The sequence below is a fragment of the Pseudomonas sp. NFACC51 genome, assembly GCF_900103575.1.
In the GTDB taxonomy this organism is placed as follows: Bacteria; Pseudomonadota; Gammaproteobacteria; order Pseudomonadales; family Pseudomonadaceae; genus Aquipseudomonas; species Aquipseudomonas fluorescens_Q.
Window position 1 is genome coordinate 553,969 of the sequence record NZ_FMXH01000002.1, and the last position, 18,735, is coordinate 572,703.

At 61.5% G+C, this 18,735-nt stretch carries 15 protein-coding genes; 4 read left to right on the top strand and 11 right to left on the bottom strand.

The window, feature by feature from the left end:
- Nucleotides 1–168: 168 nt before the first annotated feature.
- A complete protein-coding gene (locus BLT00_RS06455; protein ID WP_092143564.1) occupies nucleotides 169–1,026 on the top strand; it encodes an SDR family oxidoreductase in 858 nt (285 codons plus the stop codon).
- Nucleotides 1,027–1,201: 175 nt separating this feature from the next.
- Here the strand turns inward: BLT00_RS06455 and BLT00_RS06460 are convergent, their stop codons facing one another.
- Genes BLT00_RS06460 through BLT00_RS06470 form a run of 3 tightly spaced genes read right to left on the bottom strand, consistent with a single transcriptional unit; the run spans nucleotide 1,202 to nucleotide 2,683 of the window.
- Nucleotides 1,202–1,645 (bottom strand): DUF421 domain-containing protein, encoded by a 444-nt coding sequence (locus BLT00_RS06460; protein ID WP_092143567.1) that lies wholly within the window; start codon nucleotides 1,643–1,645, stop codon nucleotides 1,202–1,204.
- Between the two features lie 7 nt (nucleotides 1,646–1,652).
- Entirely contained in the window at nucleotides 1,653–2,171 is a 519-nt protein-coding gene (locus tag BLT00_RS06465; RefSeq protein WP_092143570.1) for a hypothetical protein, read from the bottom strand.
- Nucleotides 2,172–2,182: 11 nt separating this feature from the next.
- The gene (locus BLT00_RS06470) at nucleotides 2,183–2,683 is read right to left on the bottom strand and encodes a CinA family protein (protein ID WP_092143573.1); all 501 of its coding nucleotides are present in this window, start codon (nucleotides 2,681–2,683) and stop codon (nucleotides 2,183–2,185) included.
- Nucleotides 2,684–2,851: 168 nt separating this feature from the next.
- On the opposite strand from BLT00_RS06470, the gene BLT00_RS06475 reads away from it, so the two are divergent.
- Entirely contained in the window at nucleotides 2,852–3,463 is a 612-nt protein-coding gene (locus BLT00_RS06475) for a Yip1 family protein (RefSeq protein WP_092143576.1), read from the top strand.
- 51 nt (nucleotides 3,464–3,514) lie between these two features.
- On the opposite strand, the gene ligD is transcribed toward BLT00_RS06475, so the two are convergent.
- The 4 genes from ligD to BLT00_RS06495 are packed head-to-tail and all read right to left on the bottom strand — an operon-like array spanning nucleotide 3,515 to nucleotide 9,659.
- Entirely contained in the window at nucleotides 3,515–6,121 is a 2,607-nt protein-coding gene (gene ligD, locus BLT00_RS06480; RefSeq protein ID WP_092143579.1) for a DNA ligase D, read from the bottom strand.
- Nucleotides 6,118–7,281, bottom strand: a complete 1,164-nt coding sequence (locus tag BLT00_RS06485; protein WP_092143583.1) for a carboxylate-amine ligase — start codon at nucleotides 7,279–7,281, stop codon at nucleotides 6,118–6,120. Before BLT00_RS06485 ends, ligD begins: the two co-directional genes overlap by 4 nt.
- Nucleotides 7,253–8,263, bottom strand: a complete 1,011-nt coding sequence (locus BLT00_RS06490) for a methyltransferase (RefSeq protein ID WP_092143586.1) — start codon at nucleotides 8,261–8,263, stop codon at nucleotides 7,253–7,255. Before BLT00_RS06490 ends, BLT00_RS06485 begins: the two co-directional genes overlap by 29 nt.
- 10 nt (nucleotides 8,264–8,273) lie before the next feature.
- Nucleotides 8,274–9,659: an iron-containing redox enzyme family protein gene (locus tag BLT00_RS06495; RefSeq protein WP_092143748.1), complete on the bottom strand. Its 1,386-nt coding sequence runs from the start codon at nucleotides 9,657–9,659 to the stop codon at nucleotides 8,274–8,276.
- A gap of 354 nt (nucleotides 9,660–10,013) precedes the next feature.
- Between BLT00_RS06495 and BLT00_RS06500 the strand changes: the two genes are divergently transcribed.
- Nucleotides 10,014–11,351 carry a cation:proton antiporter gene (locus BLT00_RS06500; protein WP_092143589.1) on the top strand — a complete coding sequence of 446 codons (1,338 nt, stop codon included), beginning with the start codon at nucleotides 10,014–10,016 and terminating at the stop codon, nucleotides 11,349–11,351.
- A gap of 148 nt (nucleotides 11,352–11,499) precedes the next feature.
- Here BLT00_RS06500 and BLT00_RS06505 read toward each other — a convergent pair whose 3' ends face one another.
- A complete protein-coding gene (locus tag BLT00_RS06505; RefSeq protein ID WP_092143592.1) occupies nucleotides 11,500–12,036 on the bottom strand; it encodes a hypothetical protein in 537 nt (178 codons plus the stop codon).
- Between the two features lie 153 nt (nucleotides 12,037–12,189).
- Between BLT00_RS06505 and BLT00_RS06510 the strand changes: the two genes are divergently transcribed.
- Nucleotides 12,190–12,420: a hypothetical protein gene (locus tag BLT00_RS06510; protein WP_063321299.1), complete on the top strand. Its 231-nt coding sequence runs from the start codon at nucleotides 12,190–12,192 to the stop codon at nucleotides 12,418–12,420.
- A 114-nt stretch (nucleotides 12,421–12,534) separates the two neighbouring features.
- Here BLT00_RS06510 and BLT00_RS06515 read toward each other — a convergent pair whose 3' ends face one another.
- The 3 genes from BLT00_RS06515 to BLT00_RS06525 all read right to left on the bottom strand — a co-directional run bounded on the left by BLT00_RS06515 (nucleotide 12,535) and on the right by BLT00_RS06525 (nucleotide 18,602).
- Nucleotides 12,535–14,463 (bottom strand): hybrid sensor histidine kinase/response regulator, encoded by a 1,929-nt coding sequence (locus BLT00_RS06515; RefSeq protein ID WP_092143595.1) that lies wholly within the window; start codon nucleotides 14,461–14,463, stop codon nucleotides 12,535–12,537.
- 117 nt (nucleotides 14,464–14,580) lie between these two features.
- Nucleotides 14,581–16,923, bottom strand: a complete 2,343-nt coding sequence (locus tag BLT00_RS06520) for an ATP-dependent DNA helicase (protein ID WP_092143598.1) — start codon at nucleotides 16,921–16,923, stop codon at nucleotides 14,581–14,583.
- Nucleotides 16,920–18,602 (bottom strand): VRR-NUC domain-containing protein, encoded by a 1,683-nt coding sequence (locus BLT00_RS06525; protein ID WP_092143601.1) that lies wholly within the window; start codon nucleotides 18,600–18,602, stop codon nucleotides 16,920–16,922. The genes BLT00_RS06520 and BLT00_RS06525 overlap by 4 nt, the downstream gene beginning before the upstream one ends.
- Between the last annotated feature and the right edge of the window lie 133 nt (nucleotides 18,603–18,735).

Here is an 18,735-nt window from a genome sequence, read left to right on the forward strand (position 1 = left end):
CACCTGTACTCACATTGGAGAATACAGGCCCGTCCAATGTTCGCCAGGCCCCTCTATTCGCCGACGAAACACGCCTTATTACGCTCATCGACTGGCCGGACAATTCGACCGAACTCTGCCCGAAAACCCAAAGTCCACCCTCCATCGCAACCCACCTGGAGAACGACGATGGTCGACTACCCTTTCCCGCCTTTCCCTAAACAAAGCCAGCCGGTGCCCGGCAGCCAGCGCAAAATGGACCCTTACCCGGACTGCGGCGAACAGAGCTACACCGGCTCCGGACGATTGGCGAACAAAATCGCCCTGATCACCGGCGCCGACAGCGGCATCGGTCGTGCCGTGGCCATTGCCTTCGCCCGTGAAGGTGCGGATGTGGCGATTGCCTACCTGGACGAGCATGAAGACGCCCGGGAAACCGCACGCTGGGTCGAGCAGGCCGGGCGCCAATGCCTATTGCTGCCCGGTGATCTGGCGGACAAAGGCTTGTGCCGCAAGATCGTCGATGAAACCGTCGCCCGCTTCGGGCATATCGACGTCCTGGTCAACAACGCCGCGTTCCAGATGACCCACGAAAACCTGGAGGATATTCCCGACGAAGAATGGGTGCGTACCTTCGATATCAACATCACCGCGATGTTCAGGATCTGCCAGGCCGCCGTGCCGCACATGAAGCCGGGTGGCTCGATCATCAACACCAGTTCAGTCAACTCCGACATGCCCAAGCCGACGCTGCTGGCCTATGCCACCACCAAGGGCGCCATTGCCAACTTCACCGGCGGCTTGGCGCAAATGCTCGGCCCCAAGGGCATCCGCGTGAACAGCGTGGCACCCGGACCGATCTGGACGCCGCTGATCGTGGCGACCATGCCCGAGGAAGAAGTACAGAATTTCGGCTCCCAGACACCCCTTGGCCGTCCCGGCCAGCCGGTTGAAGTGGCGCCGATCTATGTGCTGCTGGCCTCGGACGAAGGCAGTTACATTTCCGGAGCCCGTTATGGGATTACCGGGGGCAAGCCGATGCTCTGATCAAGGTTGAGACTGCTTTTGTGGCGAGGGGATTTATCCCCGCTAGGCTGCGAAGCAGCCCTAAAAAGCTCACCTAGTATATCAGGCTGATCCCGAGTGTTGGCCTATTGGGGCTGCTTCGCAGCCCAACGGGGATAAATCCCCTCGCCACAATGAAGTTCGCCAGCACTCGGGGTTACTCCTTGGCAATCACCGAAATCTTCCCATTGCGCTCGATGATCGCGAACTTGATCTGCTCCAGGGCCTCGATGCCCTGGCTGGAGCGTGCCGCCTCCATGATGTCCGCCTCCACCAACCGCGCATGACGCATCCGCCCGTGCAGAATTCGTCCGTCCTCGACGATGATGGTCGGGCCACCGTCGATCAGGTGCGAAACCCATTGGGAGCGCAGTTTGAGCAATGAGAAGCCGACATCGATGGCAATCAGCGTCACGATCACCATCAGCGCGTTGGTCATCGAGAAATCATCCCCCAACAGCGCCTGTTGAGTGGCCTCGCCGATGATCATCAACAACACGAAATCAAAGGTGGTGATTTCTGCCAGCGAACGTCGCCCGGCGATCTTGAACAACACCATCAACGCCGCGTACATCACGGCCGCTCGCAGCACCGAATCCATAGGTCACCTAAGGAAAAATGAACTGATTGAAACTCACCGAGGCACCGCCAGGGGTTGCGATGCGGCTGTGATAGGTCCCGAAACCGTCGCCGAGCAATGACAGGTGCAGGCTGGCCTGCCCTCGTTCATCGGCCTGTACCCAGAGGGTCATGCCCTGCCCCGCGCCCGCCGAGCGCAGCGGTGCAGGTTGCAACGCTTGCACCTCGAAACCTTCCAGCCAATCGCCACCCAACTCGACTTCCAACACGGCGTTGGGCTGGCCCTTGAGACGGATGACCAGGACGTTGCTGGAGCCGTTGCGGTGGAAGGCCTGATACTCGACGCCCAGGCTGCCGTCGTCGCTGTGCAGCTCCCGGTTGCTCAGCGGGCCACGGGAGAACAGCCCCAGCAAGGCCAGGATCACCAACAGCACCAACACGTACCAGCCAACTCGCTCGAAACGCCAGACCTTGTGCTGGAACGCCATGTCTTCGCATACCGGAAACTGGCGGCTGCGGTGGTCGTCCTGCTCGTATGGATCGCTCATGGCCCGCCCTCCTATCGCCGCTCGCCGGCCACGGCGCGCTGGTGAAAGCCGGGCAGTTGTTGCAGCACGTATTCGGCGGCCCACAATTGCACCTGACCGCGACTGCCGAAGAAGCGCACGCAACGGCTGAACAGTGCTCGCTGACCGTCCACATCGAACGCCCAGGCAAAGCAGACGGTGCCGGCGGGTATTCCGTCCTTGTCGTCTGGCCCGAGCAGACCGGTGGTGGCCACCGCCGCATTGGCATTGGCATCGTGCAAGGCGCCGAGGGCCATTTCTTCGGCGACTTCACGGCTGGTGAGATTGAAGGTCTCGATGGTGCGTGGGCTGACACCGAGCAAGCGCTGCTTGGCCTCAGGGGAGTACACCACATAACCACTTTCGATCAGTGAACCACTGCCGGGCACCTCGGCCAGCAATGTGACGATCTGTCCGGCGGTGCAGGATTCGGCTGTGGTCAGGCGCAGGTCATGATTGCGCAAATAATCAACCAGGATTTGGGCAACAGTCATGGCAGACGGTCCTTCGGGGATGCTGATGGGTTGACCTCTACCGTTGTGTTTCATTCCCTTTATCGCCCCGTCGGCCAGGACCAGCAAATAAATGAAACCCGAGTCTTTTTCTGTACCTCAAACTCCATAAGGGCCTCATGCAGAGGCCGTCCTGATCAGGAGGTCGTCATGTCCGCACCTTTCGTCAAACTGTTCACGCAGCCCGAATTCGCCTGGGCCGACATACGCGAGCAAGAACAGGCGCATCCACGCCATTACCTGGCTCATTTGCTGCTGCTCGCGCTGATCCCCACGGTATGCCTGTTCATCGGCACGACATGGACCGGATGGAGCCTGGCCGAAAACGAAACGGTACGGCTCAGCAGTGCCAGCGCGCTTCAATTGTGCGTGCTGCTGTACGTGACCATCGTCGTCGGCGTCACGTTGATGGGGCTGTTCATCCGCTGGATGTCCCGCACTTTCGAAGCGCGCCCGACGGTTAACCAATGCATCGGCTTCGCCGCCTATACCGCAACGCCGTACTTCCTGGCCGGAATCTTCGGGCTTTACCCGAGCCGCTGGCTGGCCGTGGCAGTGCTGTTACTGGCGTCGGCCTACTCGACGTTCCTGCTGTTCGTCGGGCTGCCCAAGTTCATGGGCCTCAAGAAGGAACAGGGCCTGCTGTATTCGGCAAGTGTCTGGGGCGTCGGCCTGCTGGTCCTGGTGACGATCCTGGTGGAAATGATCCTGCTCTGGTTCAACTACCTGCAGCCGGAATATATGCGTGTCCCGGTGGGCTGAATGCGTCTTCGGGGTGCACAATGCCGATGACAGCGGCTTGAGGTGATCCGGTTAAACTTTCTTCATACCGATACGCCTGCGCATCTCAACCGTAATACTCTGCCGAGTTCGCTTGAGCCCAGCCCAAGGCTCATGCCCAACCTCCGCCAGACGCTCATGAACATTGTGCACGTTCCACAAATTCGCCCCCTTGAGCTCGGCCACCTCCTCGCGAAAGATCGGCACCGACACCGGCAACCCTTCCCGAGTCCGGGCGGCATAAGCGCAAATGGTGGTAGCGCCCAACCCATTGCGCAGGTAATCGATGAAAATCCGCCCTACCCGATTCTTCGGCCCGGACACCGCCGAAAAACGGTCTGGCAGCAGCTTGGCCATGTGACTGACAATCGCATGACTGAACCCCTTGACCTCGTCCCAACCCAGTTTGCGCGTCAGCGGCACCACCACATGGATGCCCTTGCCACCGCTGGTCTTGAGGAACGCCTTGAGCCCCAGCTCATCAAGTACCGATAACGTGAGCTGCGTCGCCTCGACCATGCTTTTCCAGGGCAGCGCCGGGTCCGGGTCAAGGTCGAGGACGAAACGGTCAGGCTTGTCCAGATCGATGGAGGTGGCATTCCAGGTGTGCAGCTCCACCGTGCTCATCTGCACCGCACCGATCAGCGCCTCGGCGTTGTTGATGATCATCACCGGCTGCCCGGTCAGTTCCTTGTCCAGGCTGGTGATACCGGGAATCGCCAGGCGCTCGGGGTTCTTCTGGAAGAACAGCTCACCGGAGATGCCATCCGGCGCCCGGACCAAGGCGACCGGGCGGTCTTCCAGTTCCGGCAGGATGAATTCGGCCATGCTGGCGTAGTACTCGGCCAGTTGCAGCTTGGTGGTGCCGCTGCTGGCGTCAATGACCCGCTCCGGATGGGTGATGCGGACCTTGCCGTCCAAGGCCGCTGCCTTGGCCTTGCTCTTGGTCCTGGCCGGTGTCGCGCCAGGCTCATCCTTGGCTTTGGTTTTTTTTGCCGTAGCGTTTTTTTTCACGGGCTTGGCCAGCTCCTGGGTAATGTCCTTGACCGGCTTGTCGTCGCGCAAGCCATGGAAAACCGCATGGCGCACCGAGCCGTCCTTGGTCATTTCGGCAAAGGCCACTTCGGCCAGCAGCTTCGGTTCGAGCCAGTGCACGCCCTTGGTTTCGTAACCGGTGGGCGGGTTTACCACGGCGGCCTTCTTCGTCTCAAGGGGCAGCAATTGCTGGTAGATGCTTTTGAGGGTGGTTTCGTTGAACCCGGTGCCGACCTTGCCGGCGTAGCGCAACTGGCCGCTGTCGGCATCATGCAGCCCCAGCAGCAAGGCACCGAAGGCGCTGCGAGCGCCCTTGGGCTCGCTGAAGCCCACCACCACGAACTCCTGGCGATTCTTGCACTTGAGCTTGATCCAGTCGTTGCTGCGCCGGGACACATAGGTGCTGCCGACGCGCTTGCCGATCAGCCCCTCCATCTGCATCTGGCAGGCGCTATTGAGCAGCGCTTCAGGGGTTTCTTCAAAGGCATCGGAAAACCGCAGCAAAGGGCTTTCGTTGGGCTCCAGCACGGCCGCCAAGGCGGCCCGGCGCTCTTGCACCGGCACTTTGCGCAAATCCATGCCGTTGAGGTAAGGCATGTCGAACAGGTAATAGGCGATCTTGCCGCTGCTGCCGCCCTCGAAGGCATTCTGCAAGGCCTGGAAGTCCGGCACGCCCTGGTCGTTGGCAACCACCATCTCGCCGTCGAGCCAGGCCGATTCCAAGCCCAGTGCGGCCAAGGCCTCGGCCTGTCTTGGCAATTTGTGGGTCCAGTCATGGCCGTTGCGGGTGAGGAGCCTGACGTCACCGTTTTCGATCCGCGCCATGACCCGGTAACCGTCGAACTTGATTTCATAGAGCCATTCGCCGTCGGGCGCGCTTTCCACCAGGGTCGCCAGTTCCGGCTTGAGGGTGTCTGGCAGCGGCCCGGCGACCGCACCGCTGAGGGAGGTTTTCGAGGTGCGCTTCGGCGATTTCGGCTGCGCGGCTTTTTCCGGTTGTTTCACCGCTTTGGCGCCAGCCTTGGCTCGACGCTTGGGCACGAGGGTGCGATCGCTGAGCACGCTGTCCGGCTCGGCCTGGACCACGTCGTATTCGCTTTCGGGGCGGGCGGCCTGGTCCTGGTGCTTGATCAGGAACCACTGCTCCTGCTTGCCGGGCATGTGGGTGCGCACCAGGTTCCACAGGCCGCTGAGCTTTTCCCCTTGCAGCTCGAACTTGAGCCGGCCTTTTTCATAGGCCTCGTGGGGATCGCCCTGGGGAATCCAGACGCCTCGGTCCCAGACGATCACGTCACCGGCGCCGTAATGGCCCTCGGGGATATTGCCTTCGAACGTGGCGTAATCCAGCGGATGGTCTTCGACATGCACCGCCAGGCGCTTGGCTTTCGGGTCCAGGGAGGGGCCTTTGGGCACCGCCCAGCTCTTGAGTGCACCGTCCAGTTCCAGCCGAAAATCGTAATGCAGCCGCGAGGCGTCGTGTTTTTGAATACAGAACTGCAAGGCATGGGCCGTCTTCGCCGATTTGCGCGAGCGCTTCGCCGCTGGCTCCGGAGTGGCGGCGAAGTCACGCATACGGTTGTAGTCATCCAGGGTCTTGCTGCTCATGGACCACCTGCCACCTGTTGCAACGCCGGATCGGCAACCGGCAGCCCGACGGTTTCCGCGAGCAGTTGATCGACCACGCGGCCCAGGGCCTGTTCGACGGAATCGCCCAGCAACAGCCCCTGTTCGAAAAGGACGATTTGCCGGTCGGCGCTGGTGCCTTCCTGCACCATGCGGCGCACCTGCCCGAATACATCCTGGACACCCAGCTCTGCTGCGGTCTCACCGAAGGTTTGCTCGGCCAGGGTCAACCATTCACCGATCAGCATCGGCTGCTCCTGCCCCTCGACGATGAACTCCGCGAGAATCCCATGACGTTTGGCCCGCCAGCGATTTTCCTTGAGGACCCACTGGGACATCTGGCTGTAGTTGGCGCCAGGCCGGCGCTGCGCCACGGCATGGGCCACCATCAGGCGAAACAGCGAAGCGAGGCACAGGACGTCGTCGACCCGAGGACAGGCATCACAAATGCGCAGTTCCAGCGTGGGGTAACGTGAGGAAGGCCGTATCACCCACCAGCAATCGCTGGGTTGGCGAATGGACCCGGTACGCATGAGCATGTCGACGTAGCTGGCGAACGCCGACTCATCTTCGAAAAACTCCGGCACGCCCATGCGTGGCCATTCATCGCAGGCCACTTGTCGATAGCTGCTGAAGCCACTGTAGCCACCGTTCCAGAACGGTGATGAAGCGCTCAGGGCCAGGAACATCGGCAACCAGGGCAGGATCTCATTCATGACCCGCACTCGATCCTGAATGGCCGGAACTTCCACATGGATATGCAGGCCCGACAGCACGCTGCGCCTCGCCACCCGTTGGTAATCATCGAACAGTTGCTGGAAATGCAGCTCGTCGGTCGGCTGCAGTACTTGGGTCGTCATCGGATGTGAACCGGCGCTGAGCAGACCCAGGCCATAGGGTGCCAACCGCTGGTTCAAGCCCGTACGCACCTGGCTCAGGTAATCGGCCGCCTCTGACAGGCTGCGAAAGATGGGCGATGCCATCTCGACCTGGCACAGGAACATTTCATGGGCGAAATGCTTGCCCAGCTCGGCCTGGCAAGCTGCGATCGCTTGTGCGGGTGGCTCGCCTGGCATGCAACGGGTTTGCAGATCGGTGATGAAATACTCCTCTTCAATGCCGAATTTCATGCGCCTGTTCATCGATAATCCCTCCGATAACCCCGCCGATACCTGCGCCAATGCGGGTTACAACCAACGCCACCACGGCGATCCGTTCCACATCCTGATAACCCGGCGTCAGCAATTCCTCACCAAACACGTCCGGGTCCAATTCCTTGTAGGTCCAGCCGAAATCCGCCGAGTCACGCCATTGACCCAGCGCTTCCAGGAACGGGTCGCGCCCATCCACCATCGCCACGCCGGTGTAGAGCACCAGCGAGCCGCCCGGTGTCAGCCGGGGCAAGGCCTGTTCGACGATACGCAACGACAACCCGGCGCCCAGTGCGCCGCCGCCATGGCGATAGGCGCGCTCGGATGGATCAGCCATGTACGGCGGGTTGGCGACGATCAGGTCGAAGTTGCCTGGCACGTCCTGCAGCACGTCGCTGCGAGCGACCTCGACATTGCCCACCTCGGCCAGCGCGGCGTTCACGGCGCTCAGGCGCAAGGCTTGCGGGTTGATGTCCACCGCCAGTACTTGCGCTTCACGCCGGGCGCGGGCAATCACGATCGCACCGACGCCGGCGCCACAACCGATGTCCACGGCGCGATGTACCGCCGTGAAGTTCTGCTGCAGATGAGTATGGATCAGTTGGGCGAAACGGTAGCTGTCAGGGCCGAAAAACACCGCATCGGTGGCCTGGGTGGGGAACGGCGAATGAGCGAACAGCAAGCCATCCAGGCTCGACCAGCGCACCCGGCTGCGCAGAAGGCCGTCGCGCTCTTCCAGCACATGGGCTTCTTGCAGTTGCCGCTGTTCATCGGCACTGATCAGTCCCGGCGCAAATGGCCGCGACCAACCGAACACGTCCCGCAAGGTCTTGGAGCGTTCATTGCCGGGTCGCTGGTTGACTCGCTCGTGGGTCAACGGCGTTGGGGTAATGAAACGGTAGCCGTCGGCTTGCAGGCGCCGGCCCAATTGCAACAGCGCAAGGTCCCGCTCGGACAGGCGTTCTTCATTCATGCAGGGCTCCCTAACGAAGTGCGGACTTGAGTTCGATGAACCGACGAGTCGCCAACAGGCCGGCCGGATGGCTATGACGCCGAGCACAGAGCCAGGGCATCAGAACCTGCATCTGCTCGTTGGGCGTCCGCCCTTGCAGTGCCTGTTGCAAGCTTTGTACATCGGGATCGTCCATCGGCGTCGTCGGCTCGCAAGCAGCAACCGGAGCGCGCCGGACGCCGGATCTTGTACCCTCGTCCAGCCAGTCACCGGCTATCCAATCGTGCAACAGCTGTTTTTCGTAGGGGCTGAACACCCCGAACATGGCCGCTCCAGCCCCGTTGATCAGCGTCCAGAAGCGGCTGTTCTGCGGGTCTTCATGGCGTTTGATCCAGCCTTTGTTCTGCATTGCCGCCAAGAATCCTTCCAACTGGCCTGGCGCCGAAAGCCACTGGTTGACGGTCTTGCCTTCGAACTTGCAGTAATCGGAATGCATGTGCTGGCCGAACGGGCGTTTGCGTTCAAGCATGTCCAGCACTTCGCGGGTCAGGTCGAACGCGCCGATGATGTCCCGGCTGCCCTGCCCCAGGTCGTTGAGGCGATAGCCCAACGTGACCCGGTGCCAGAAGGCTTCCCGGTCGGCTTCCATCGGCATCAGCTGCAGCAGCCCTTGTACGGCCTTATGGGCGTGGCCGGTGCTGGCGTTGTCGATGGTGACATGAAGGGTGAAATAGTACGGATCGATGTCCAGCTCGCTCAGCTCGTAGGCGCTGATCAGCAGATGCAGGGGCAATTGCTCATAGCCCAAGTTGTAGCCGATGACTTCTGGCAGGTATTCGTCGCCGGCGTACCCCAAGGCCAGTTGCACGGCGCCTTGCAGATAAAGGGCGTCGTCGATGTCCGGGGCATCCGACAGATCGTGTTCGGCGAGCAATTTTCGATAGAGCACCACATGGTTTTGCGCGGGATGACCGTCCCCCAGTTCTTCCAGGTAGGTGCACAGCAACCCCTCGAAACGATGGTCGTGCCAGTGCTTGACCACGCCATATAGCCAGGCGCCGTCCACCCGTTTGGTCGGCGCTACAGCCTGCAGGAAGTACAAGGCGTGGGCCTTGCTGCTGAAGAACTCCCGCGCGCCGCCATTTTTGCGCCGCTCCAGGTAGTCAGCGTATTGCCGGGCCACGCCGGCGCTGTGCTGCTCGACCCAGGCCAGCAGCGCCATGGGGTCATCGGGCATCTCCTGGGGAAGCGCCGCGGCCTTTGCGATGCATTCCTGGAGGAGCGCTTGGGCGACGGCTTGCTTGTCAGCGTCGTCGGGGCCCTGGAACAGTCGTTCATAGCATTGGCGTACGTGCCCGTCAGGCGTAACAGGGTGCACGGTTCCCGGCTGGGATTGGAGGGGTGTCAGCGCAGTCATAAGGGCCTCTTGGGTTTCGGCGGACGCTGAATCAGCACGTCTCTTCTGTTGCAGAGCACCGGCAACGACGAAAAATTCCGTTGGGTTGAAGGGCAGGCGGATAAACGGGTTGTCCATTCACGAGGGGAACCCTCGTTTCGCTCCAGCCCTCGAATACTGAGAACCACCCCAGCTGTTGAATGTGGCAACGGCGCTGTTGGGGCGAGGGAGCTTGCTCCCGCTGGAGGCGAAGCGGCCCATGCAAGGGGGCGCGGTCAAAAGGTTTTTACGACTGCTTCGCAGCCGAGCGGGAGCAAGCTCCCTCGCCACGGGGTTCACTCGCCGGCTGTACCAAGCGCTATCCAAGGAGCAACGATGACTTTCACGGTATGGGTAGCGGTGCTCGGTGCGGTGTTGCTGACCCTGGCCTTGACCTCCTCCTATCTGCGCTGGATGCCGGTCACCACCTCGGCGATGTGCCTGGTACTGGGCGTTGCCATCGGGCCGATGGGATTGGACGTGCTGAAGCTGGACATCAGCGACTCGGCGGTCTGGATGGAACACCTCACGGAGGTCGCGGTGGTGTTTTCATTGTTCGTCAGCGGCCTCAAGTTGCGTTTGCCCCTCAAGAACCGTACCTGGCGTGTCGCCTATGGGCTGGCCGGGCCGGTGATGATCCTGTGCATCGCCGGCCTGTGCCTGGCATTGCATTATCTGTTGGGCCTGGGTTGGGGCGTGTCGATGCTGATCGGCGCGATGTTGGCACCTACCGACCCGGTGCTGGCGGCGCTGGTGCAGGTCAATGACGCGCGGGATGACGACCGGGTACGTTTCGGCCTGTCGGGCGAAGCGGGACTGAACGACGGGACGGCATTTCCTTTTGTGATCCTCGGCCTGTTGATGCTGCGTGAAGACGGCAGCGGTTTTCTCGGTGAATGGCTGCTGCGTAACGTCCTCTGGGCGGTGCCGGCCGGTTTGCTGGTCGGCTACTGGATGGGCCGCGGCATTGGCAAGCTGACCTTGTCGATGCGCATCCGGAATGCCGACAGCACGCTGTCGCCCAATGACTACCTGGCCCTGGCACTGATTGCCCTGGCTTACGTCGTGGCCGAGTGGATCCAGGGCTATGGTTTTCTCTCAGTGTTTGCCGCCGGCCTGGGGCTGCGCCAGGCTGAGGTCAAATCCACCGATGAAGCGGCGCCGCCGGCAGAACACCTGGTGCAACCGGTGGTGGGCCACGAAACCGTCGATCCCCAACAGGCTGTTCTGGGCGATACCGAGTCGCTGGACGATGGTCAATTGGCCGCAGGGGTCATGATGAGCGACATGCTCGCATTCGGCAGCCTGGTGGAGCGATCGATGGAAGTGTTTCTGGTCACCCTGCTTGGGGTCGTGCTGGCCAACCATTGGGACTGGCGGGCCTTGGCGATCGGTGCCCTGCTGTTTGCCGTCATCCGCCCGTTGAGTGTGCTGGCATTACCCTGGGGGCGATTGCTCGACGGACCGCAACGGCTGCTGATCGGTTGGTTCGGCATCCGCGGGATCGGCAGCCTGTTTTATTTGTTTTTCGCCTTGAACAACGACCTGCAGCCGGAGGTGGAGCAACTGTGCATCAACCTCACCCTGTCGGTGGTGGCCTTGAGTATTTTGGTCCATGGTGTCACGACCCAACCGACCCTGGCATGGTATGAGCGCCACAAGCAGCCGAGGTGAGGCACTGCGGCAGGAGATGAACGCTGTTGTGGCGAGGGAGCTTGCTCCCGCTCGGTTGCGCAGCAACCGCAAAGCTTGGGGCCGCTTCGCAGCCCAGCGGGAGCAAGCTCCCTCGCCACAATGATGTTCGTCCGCAAGATCGTGTGGCTCAACCGCCAGGATCGCCCATCTGGATATAGACCGAATACACCCCCAGCAATACCCAGAAGGTGGCGAAGATCCATGGCGTACGCACCGAGAACAGCAGCGACTTGCGGTAGCCTTTGTGCGTCGACTCCCGCTCGCTGAACAGCGGCGATTCGTCGTAGGCCAGCCCCATCAAGGGTTCGGCACGCAATAGCTCGCTCTGCTTGAAATGCCAGTGATCGATGATCTCGTAGGCCGCCTTGATGCCCGGCCAGGCATTGAGCGAGCTGAGGAATCCCAGCAAGGCCAGGAATGGCGGTACGATCAGCGTGAACAACTTGCCCCACTCCGGGTTCAGGTTGGCCATGCACGAAGCAAAGGCGATCACCAGGAAAGATTGGGCGGCCAGGTAAGCATCGGTTCGGTTGGCCAGGATACTGGTTTCGTACTGGATTTCCCGGCGATAGAAATCCAGTCGTTCCTTGGGTGAACCGAACAGTGTGGCGTTGTGTTCCGTCAGTTCTTCTTCCGGGGTTGGCCCGGTGAGTATTCTGGGCATTGCGAAGGACGAGCCTCTCTGATGATTCGGATTCATTAGAAGAACCCGACGCACGGCAAGTTCAAGCCAATGGACCGCAGGTGCATCCAACATCCGGGGAAACGCTCCCCAACCGCCAGGGTCTCTAGTTCGTAAGGGCAAGAGGACGCTTGTGTGGACTATCTTGGATGGGTGCAATGGCCAGCGATGCTCGTCACGGTGCTGGCCGCCTGGTTGATCGGCTCACGCCAACCGCGACGCCGGATGGCGGGATTCAGTTGTTTTATTGCAAGCAATATTCTGTGGGTGATCTGGGGCCTTCATACCCACGCGTATGCGTTGATCGTGTTGCAGTTTTGCCTGTGTGCGATGAATTTGCGGGGGTTCAAGAAGAACACTGAATAAGCGCCTGCTCTTGTGTGGCGAGGGAGCTTGCTCCCGCTCGAGTGCGAAGCGCTCGCCACATGGGGGCCGCTTCGCGACCCAGCGGGAGCAAGCTCCCTCGCCACAGGAGGCTGACTATTTCATCGTCTGCCCAATGATCTGCACCAGGTCAATCTGCTTGAACGGCTTGATCAACCGAGGCAATTGGGTGGCGAAACCTTCCAGGCGTTCGGCATAACCGGTGGCCAGGATGATGGGCAGGTCCGGTTGGCGGTCACGCAACAGTTTCGCCAACTGCGCACCGTCCATCTGCGGCATGGCCATGTCGGTGATGACCAGGTCGATGTCCGGGTTGCGCTCATACAGCTCCAGTGCCTGGGCGCCCGATGGCGCGCAAAGGACCCGGTGCCCGAGGTCTTCGATCAACAGGCGCGTGCTGGTCAGCACCAGGCTGTCATCATCGACTACCAGCACTTTCAACTCATCGACTGGCTGCGTTGTTTCCTGGATCGACGCTTTGCCCGGTGCCGGGTTGTTTGCCACCGGCAACCACAACTGCGCGGTGGTACCGACACCTTTCTCGCTCCTGAGCGTCAGACGCCCCCCGAGCTGTTCCGCCAGGCCATGCACCATGGACAACCCCAGGCCCGTACCTTTGCCAACCCCCTTGGTGGTGAAAAATGGGTCCACGGCCGAGGCCAGCGTGGCTTCATCCATGCCCTCGCCTTCATCGGTAATCGCCAGGCAAATGTAGCGCCCGGGGGCCATCGGCTTGTCGTGGGCCGCATCACACCCTTGCCGCTCATCGGCGCTAATCATGAGCTTGCCACCATGGGGCATGGCGTCCCGGGCGTTGGTCGCCAGATTGAGAATCGCCAGTTCCAGTTGGTTGACATCGGCCAGCACCGGCGACAGCGCCTCGGCGAAGCGGGTCTGGATGTGTATCGATGGGCCCAGGGAGCTTTGCAGCAGGCCGCTGATACCCTGCACCAGGGCCGCCAGCTCGACCGATTCGTAGGTCAGTTTTTGCCGGCGGGCAAACGCCAGCATGCGCTGGGTCAACGAAACCCCGCGCAGCGCGCCCTGGGTCGCGTTGTCCAGCAATTGAGTGAGTTTCGGTTCGTTGGCCATGCGCTTGCGTACGATTTCCAGGTTGCCAAGGATGACCGTCAACAGGTTATTGAAATCATGGGCAATACCGCCGGTGAGCTGACCGATGGCTTGCAGTTTCTGGGATTGGAACAGCGCCTCGCGGGCTTGCTCAAGGGCCTGCTGGGCCTGGGTGGCATCGGTAATGTCACGGGTGATCTTGGCAAATCCCAACAGCGTGCCGGTGTCGCTGCGGATCGCATCGATGACCACGTGGGCCATGAAGCGCGTGCCATCCTTGCGCATGCGCCAGCCTTTTTTCTCGAAGCGCCCTTCGCTGGCGGCGATGCTCAACGCCCGTTGTGGTTCGCCGCTATCGCGATCCTCGGGGGTGTAGAACATCGAGAAATGCCGGCCGATAGCCTCGGCGGGAAGATAACCCTTGATCCGCTGCGCCCCCAGGTTCCAGTTGGTGACCTGGCCTTGCGGGTCGAGCATGTAGATGGCGTAATCGGTGACGCTTTGCACCAGCAGGCGGAACTGCTGCTCGCTTTGCTTGAGGGTTTCCTCGGCCATTTTACGATCGGTCAGGTCGCGGGTGATCTTGGCGAAACCAAGCAAGGTGCCGCTCTGGCTGTCGATGATCGGATCGATCACCACATGGGACCAGAACAACGTGCCGTCCTTGCGCACCCGCCAACCCTCGCCTTCAAAGCGCCCCTCCTGCACGGCCGTGTCCAGCGCCCGTTGCGGCAGGCCGGCGGCGCGATCCTGATCGGTGTAGAAACGGGAGAAATGCTGGCCCAGGATCTCGGATTCCTCGTAGCCCTTGAAGCGCCTGGCGCCGGAGTTCCAACTGGTGATGAGGCCCGATGGGTCGGTCATGTAGATGGCGTAGTCGACCACCGCGTCGATGAGCAGGCGAAAGCGCTGCTCCTCGTTCATGAGTGGGGACTTGGGGGCGTTCTCAAGCATCTGGCCGGGGCATCCGTGTGGATTCTTTTTTCGCGAAGTATGGAGCAAGTCAGGCGCCAGGAAAAATCCTCAAGCCTTCCAACCTGTGGGAGCGAGCTCGCTCGCGATAGCGGTGGGTCAGTTTGCATCAATACTGGCTGACAGTCTGCCATCGCGAGCAAGCTCGCTCCCACAAGGGGATTTGTGGGCCTCTTGGGTAACTGACCACCAGCGCGGCAACAAGTGCTGCACCCTCGCCTCGCCAAACCGGTCATCGATCAGCATCACCACCCCGCGATCCTGCTGGGTGCGGATAACGCGACCGGCCGCCTGCACGACTTTTTGCAGGCCAGGGTACAGGTACGTGTAGTCGTAGCCATCGCCGAAGATTGCGGCCATGCGTTGTTTCATCTGCTCATTGACCGGGTTGAACTGCGCCAGCCCCAAGGTGGCGATGAATGCGCCGATCAGGCGTGAACCCGGCAAATCGATGCCCTCGCCGAACGCGCCGCCCAGCACCGCAAAGCCAATGCCTTGGCTGTGCTCCATGAACCGTTCGAGAAACGCCTGCCGGGGGGCTTCGCCCATGCCGCGCGATTGCGTCCAGAGCGCAATTTGCGGGTACCGCTCGGCAAACAGCCCAGCCACTTGCTGCAAGTAATCGAAGCTGCTGAAAAAAGCCAGGTAGTTGCCTGGGCGCTCGTTGAACTGGCGGGCCATCAACGCGGCAATGGGCTCCAGGGACGCCTGGCGATGGGCAAAACGGGTGGAAATGCGGCTGACGACCTGTACGTCCAGTTGTTCGGCCTTGAACGGCGATTCCACGTCGATCCATACCGTGTCGCCCGGCGTCCCCAACAAGTCTGCGTAGTAATGCCGGGGGCCCAGGGTCGCGGAAAACAGCACCGTGCTGCGGGCCGCCGTCAGCCTGGGTCGCAGGAATGCGGCCGGCACCACGTTGCGCAGGCACAGCGTAGATAGGCTGCGCTGGCGGCCGAGTTCGCGCTTGTGGATGTCAAACAGAAAGTGCTCGTCGAAGGTTTCCGCCACCCGGCCAAACTGCAACGCGTCGAAGTAGAACGCCTGCAATCCGCTGTCCAGGCCTTGGGGATGATCGTTTAGATAATCGCCAATAGCCGTAGTGCAGGTAGCCAGGGCCTGGAGCAATTTGTCCGGCAACTTTTCATAGGCCCGATAGGCCGCCACCTGGGGCGCATGCAAGGCGTTCCACTGGCGATTGACCCTATCAAGGGATTTCTTCAGCGGTTCAGGGGCGGTTTTGCGCACGCTGGTCAGCGTGGCCTGGTCGAGGGTCGCGCTGTACATCTGCCGCCCGCGCTCCACCAGGTTATGGGCTTCATCCACCAAGGTCGCGACAGTCCAGCCGTTGGCCTGGGCCAGGCCGAAGAGCAACGCGCTGAAGTCGAAGTAATAGTTGTAGTCGGCCACCACTACGTCGGCCCAGCGGGCCATTTCCTGGCTGAGGTAATACGGGCAGACCTCATGGGCCAGCGCAATCTCGCGCAACGCCGCCTGGTCGAGCAACGTGACCTGGCTCGCCGCTGCCCGGGCGCCCGGCAAGCGGTCGTAGAAACCACGGGCCAGCGGGCAGGATTCGCCATGGCAGGCTTTGTCCAGGTGTTCGCAAGCCTTGTCCCGGGCGATCATTTCCAGCACGCGCAACGGCATCGACGGCGCGCTGCGGGTGATTACTTGAGCGGCGTCCAACGCCAGCTTGCGTCCCGGGGTTTTGGCGGTGAGAAAGAACACTTTATCCAACCGCTGCGGCGCCAGGGCCTTGAGCATCGGGAACAGCGTGCCGACGGTCTTGCCGATGCCGGTGGGCGCCTGGGCCATCAGGCAACGGCCGGTACTGACCGCCTTGAACACCGACTCAGCCAAGTGCCGCTGTCCTGGCCTGAAGCTGGCGTGAGGAAAAGCCAATGTGTGTGCGCCGAGATTGCGGGCCTGACGGTGGGCCATTTCCTGTTCGGCCCAGGCGAGGAATAGCGCGCACTGTGCTTCAAAAAACGCCTGGAGTTGCGCCGCCTCGAAGCTTTGCGTAAAGCAGGTTTCCTTTTCGCTGACGATGTCGAAATACACCAAGGCGACGTCGATATGCGGCAACTGTAGTTTCTGGCACATCAGCCAGCCGTAGATTTTCGCCTGGGCCCAATGCAGTTGGCGGTGATTGGCCGGTTGCTTGCTCAGGTCGCCCCGGTAAGTCTTCACTTCTTCGAGGCAGTTGCGGGTCGGGTCGTAGCCGTCGGCCCGGCCTTTGACTTTCAGTGTCTGGTAGAGACCTTCAAGGGCCACCTCAGCCAGGTAGCCATCGCTGCGCCGCGCCGCCACGGTGCGATGGCCAGCGATGCCTTCCAAGGCCGTGGGCGACGGCGTGAAGCGCAGGTCAAGATCACCCACCTTGGCGGTGAACTCACACAACGCCCGCACGGCGATGCTGTAGCTGGATGCCGGGGTCATGCGGCCCCATCGCGAGCAAGCTCGCTCACGATAGCCGACTCTGCCCATTGCACATAACAAACGGCAACGGGCATCTGGTGCTCATGGCAGAACTCCAGCCAACGCAGCTGGTTGTCTTGCAGCCGATCGCCAGGGCCTTTGACTTCGATCATGCGGTAGGTCTTGTGCTGCGGCCAGAACTGGATCAGATCCGGCATGCCGGCGCGGTTGGCCTTGATGTCCAGCAGCAAACGGTCAAACCAGTGCTTGAGATGCGCGGCCGGCAAGCAATCGAGGGCTTGCTCCAGCAAGGGCTCGGACAGCGCGCCCCAGAATACGAAAGGCGACTGCACGCCCCACTTTTCGGCATAGCGACGGCTGATGGTCTGCCGATAGCGGCCATCGTCCAGCTCTGCCAGGCAAGCTGCGAACAGCTCGGCGCGACGGGCATGAAAATCTTCGTTGAGCAGGTCCACCGGCCCCCGCTGGAACGGGTGGAAAAATGCACCCGGCAACGGCGCGAAGATCGCCGGCCAGCACAGCAGGCCGAACAGCGAATTGATCAGGCTGTTCTCGACGTAATGCACTGGCGCGGTGTCGTCGTGCAGGTGGGCCTGGACGTGGTACTCCACCGACAAGGTCGGATCGACGCGAGGCAGTTGCAGCTCCAGGCGCTCCACTTCCCGGACCGGGCCCCGTGGCACCGGCGGGCCGCCCAACTTGCGCCGAAGACGGGGCACGATCCGCAGCAAGGCCTGGGTTTCGGCGGCACTTTGCGGTGCCTGCATCGCCACCTCGCCGAGTTCAAGGGCCAAGCCGTATTCGCCGATGCGCTCCAGTACCCGGACCATCCGCAACCGCGCGCCCGGGTAGGTGCAATCGCGATAGATGCCCAAGGCCAAGGCGAAGTCGCCGATGCGCTCGCCGTGCTGGCCAATCTGGAACAACAACTTGCCCCGGCGCCGCTCCAGCCACGGATTGTCCAGGGACAGTTCGTTGACCTGGGCGACGATCTCATCCAGGGGCTCGCCAGCTTCGAAGCGCTGCTGGCAGTCGTGCAAGAACAGGCAGGCATCGACGTCCTCGCGGCTGCGCAAGCCCCGTGACTCGGCGCTGAACTCGACGGTTTCGTAGGTGAAGATGCCCAGGTCCGCCAGGACGAATTCCGACCAGTCCTGGTAAAGGTTGCCGAAAAACATCAACCGCAGCCGGTCACACAGACTCATGATCGTCAGGCTGTACAGCCGGTCATCCAACTGCGGGCACCAGGCATCGAACGGCTGGGGCTGGTTGACGCGTTCGTCCAAGGCGTGGAGCCATTCGGTCTTTTTCGCCTTGGGGTGTTCGATCAGGTGGCCCAGGCACAGGAGGATTTCCGGCTTGAGCAGCACCTCGAACAGCTCGACGAGCCCGATGGGGGCCTGTTCCTCGACCCAACCCAGCGCCAACAGTGGCGCGACGGCGGCACCAATGTCGCCAATTTCCGGGTAATGCAGCTTGCTATGGCGAAACCGTAGCCCCTTGCGCATCACCATCCGCACCAGCAAGCCCTGGGCGCCACGCGGCAGCGCTGCGAAGTGCTCGATGAAGCGCTGCTCGTCGGTGCTGAGCACATCGGCATAACGCTGCGTCAACCAAGCGAGCACCTGCTGGAAGTTGTTCAGGTAGTAAAACGGATCGTCGAGGGAACGGACTGCCACGGAAAGAACGCCAAGGATATTAAGCACTGGTTATGCATACAGATAACAGCTGTAAACCGGCCAGGCAACAGCAAAAGATGAACGGTCTCCTATATTTAAGGTGAAATCCTTCAGTCAGCGATGAACTTTCCTA

Bases quoted from the DNA above. Each gene is read 5' to 3' on its own strand.
- BLT00_RS06515 (WP_092143595.1), bottom strand. From the start codon at position 14,463: ATGCTTGAGAACGCCCCCAAGTCCCCACTCATGAACGAGGAGCAGCGC.
- BLT00_RS06470 (WP_092143573.1), bottom strand. From the start codon at position 2,683: ATGACTGTTGCCCAAATCCTGGTTGATTATTTGCGCAATCATGACCTG.
- BLT00_RS06465 (WP_092143570.1), bottom strand. From the start codon at position 2,171: ATGAGCGATCCATACGAGCAGGACGACCACCGCAGCCGCCAGTTTCCG.
- BLT00_RS06520 (WP_092143598.1), bottom strand. From the start codon at position 16,923: ATGACCCCGGCATCCAGCTACAGCATCGCCGTGCGGGCGTTGTGTGAG.
- BLT00_RS06490 (WP_092143586.1), bottom strand. From the start codon at position 8,263: ATGAATGAAGAACGCCTGTCCGAGCGGGACCTTGCGCTGTTGCAATTG.
- ligD (WP_092143579.1), bottom strand. From the start codon at position 6,121: ATGAGCAGCAAGACCCTGGATGACTACAACCGTATGCGTGACTTCGCC.
- BLT00_RS06475 (WP_092143576.1), top strand. From the start codon at position 2,852: ATGTCCGCACCTTTCGTCAAACTGTTCACGCAGCCCGAATTCGCCTGG.
- BLT00_RS06495 (WP_092143748.1), bottom strand. From the start codon at position 9,659: ATGACTGCGCTGACACCCCTCCAATCCCAGCCGGGAACCGTGCACCCT.
- BLT00_RS06505 (WP_092143592.1), bottom strand. From the start codon at position 12,036: ATGCCCAGAATACTCACCGGGCCAACCCCGGAAGAAGAACTGACGGAA.
- BLT00_RS06500 (WP_092143589.1), top strand. From the start codon at position 10,014: ATGACTTTCACGGTATGGGTAGCGGTGCTCGGTGCGGTGTTGCTGACC.
- BLT00_RS06485 (WP_092143583.1), bottom strand. From the start codon at position 7,281: ATGAACAGGCGCATGAAATTCGGCATTGAAGAGGAGTATTTCATCACC.
- BLT00_RS06460 (WP_092143567.1), bottom strand. From the start codon at position 1,645: ATGGATTCGGTGCTGCGAGCGGCCGTGATGTACGCGGCGTTGATGGTG.
- BLT00_RS06455 (WP_092143564.1), top strand. From the start codon at position 169: ATGGTCGACTACCCTTTCCCGCCTTTCCCTAAACAAAGCCAGCCGGTG.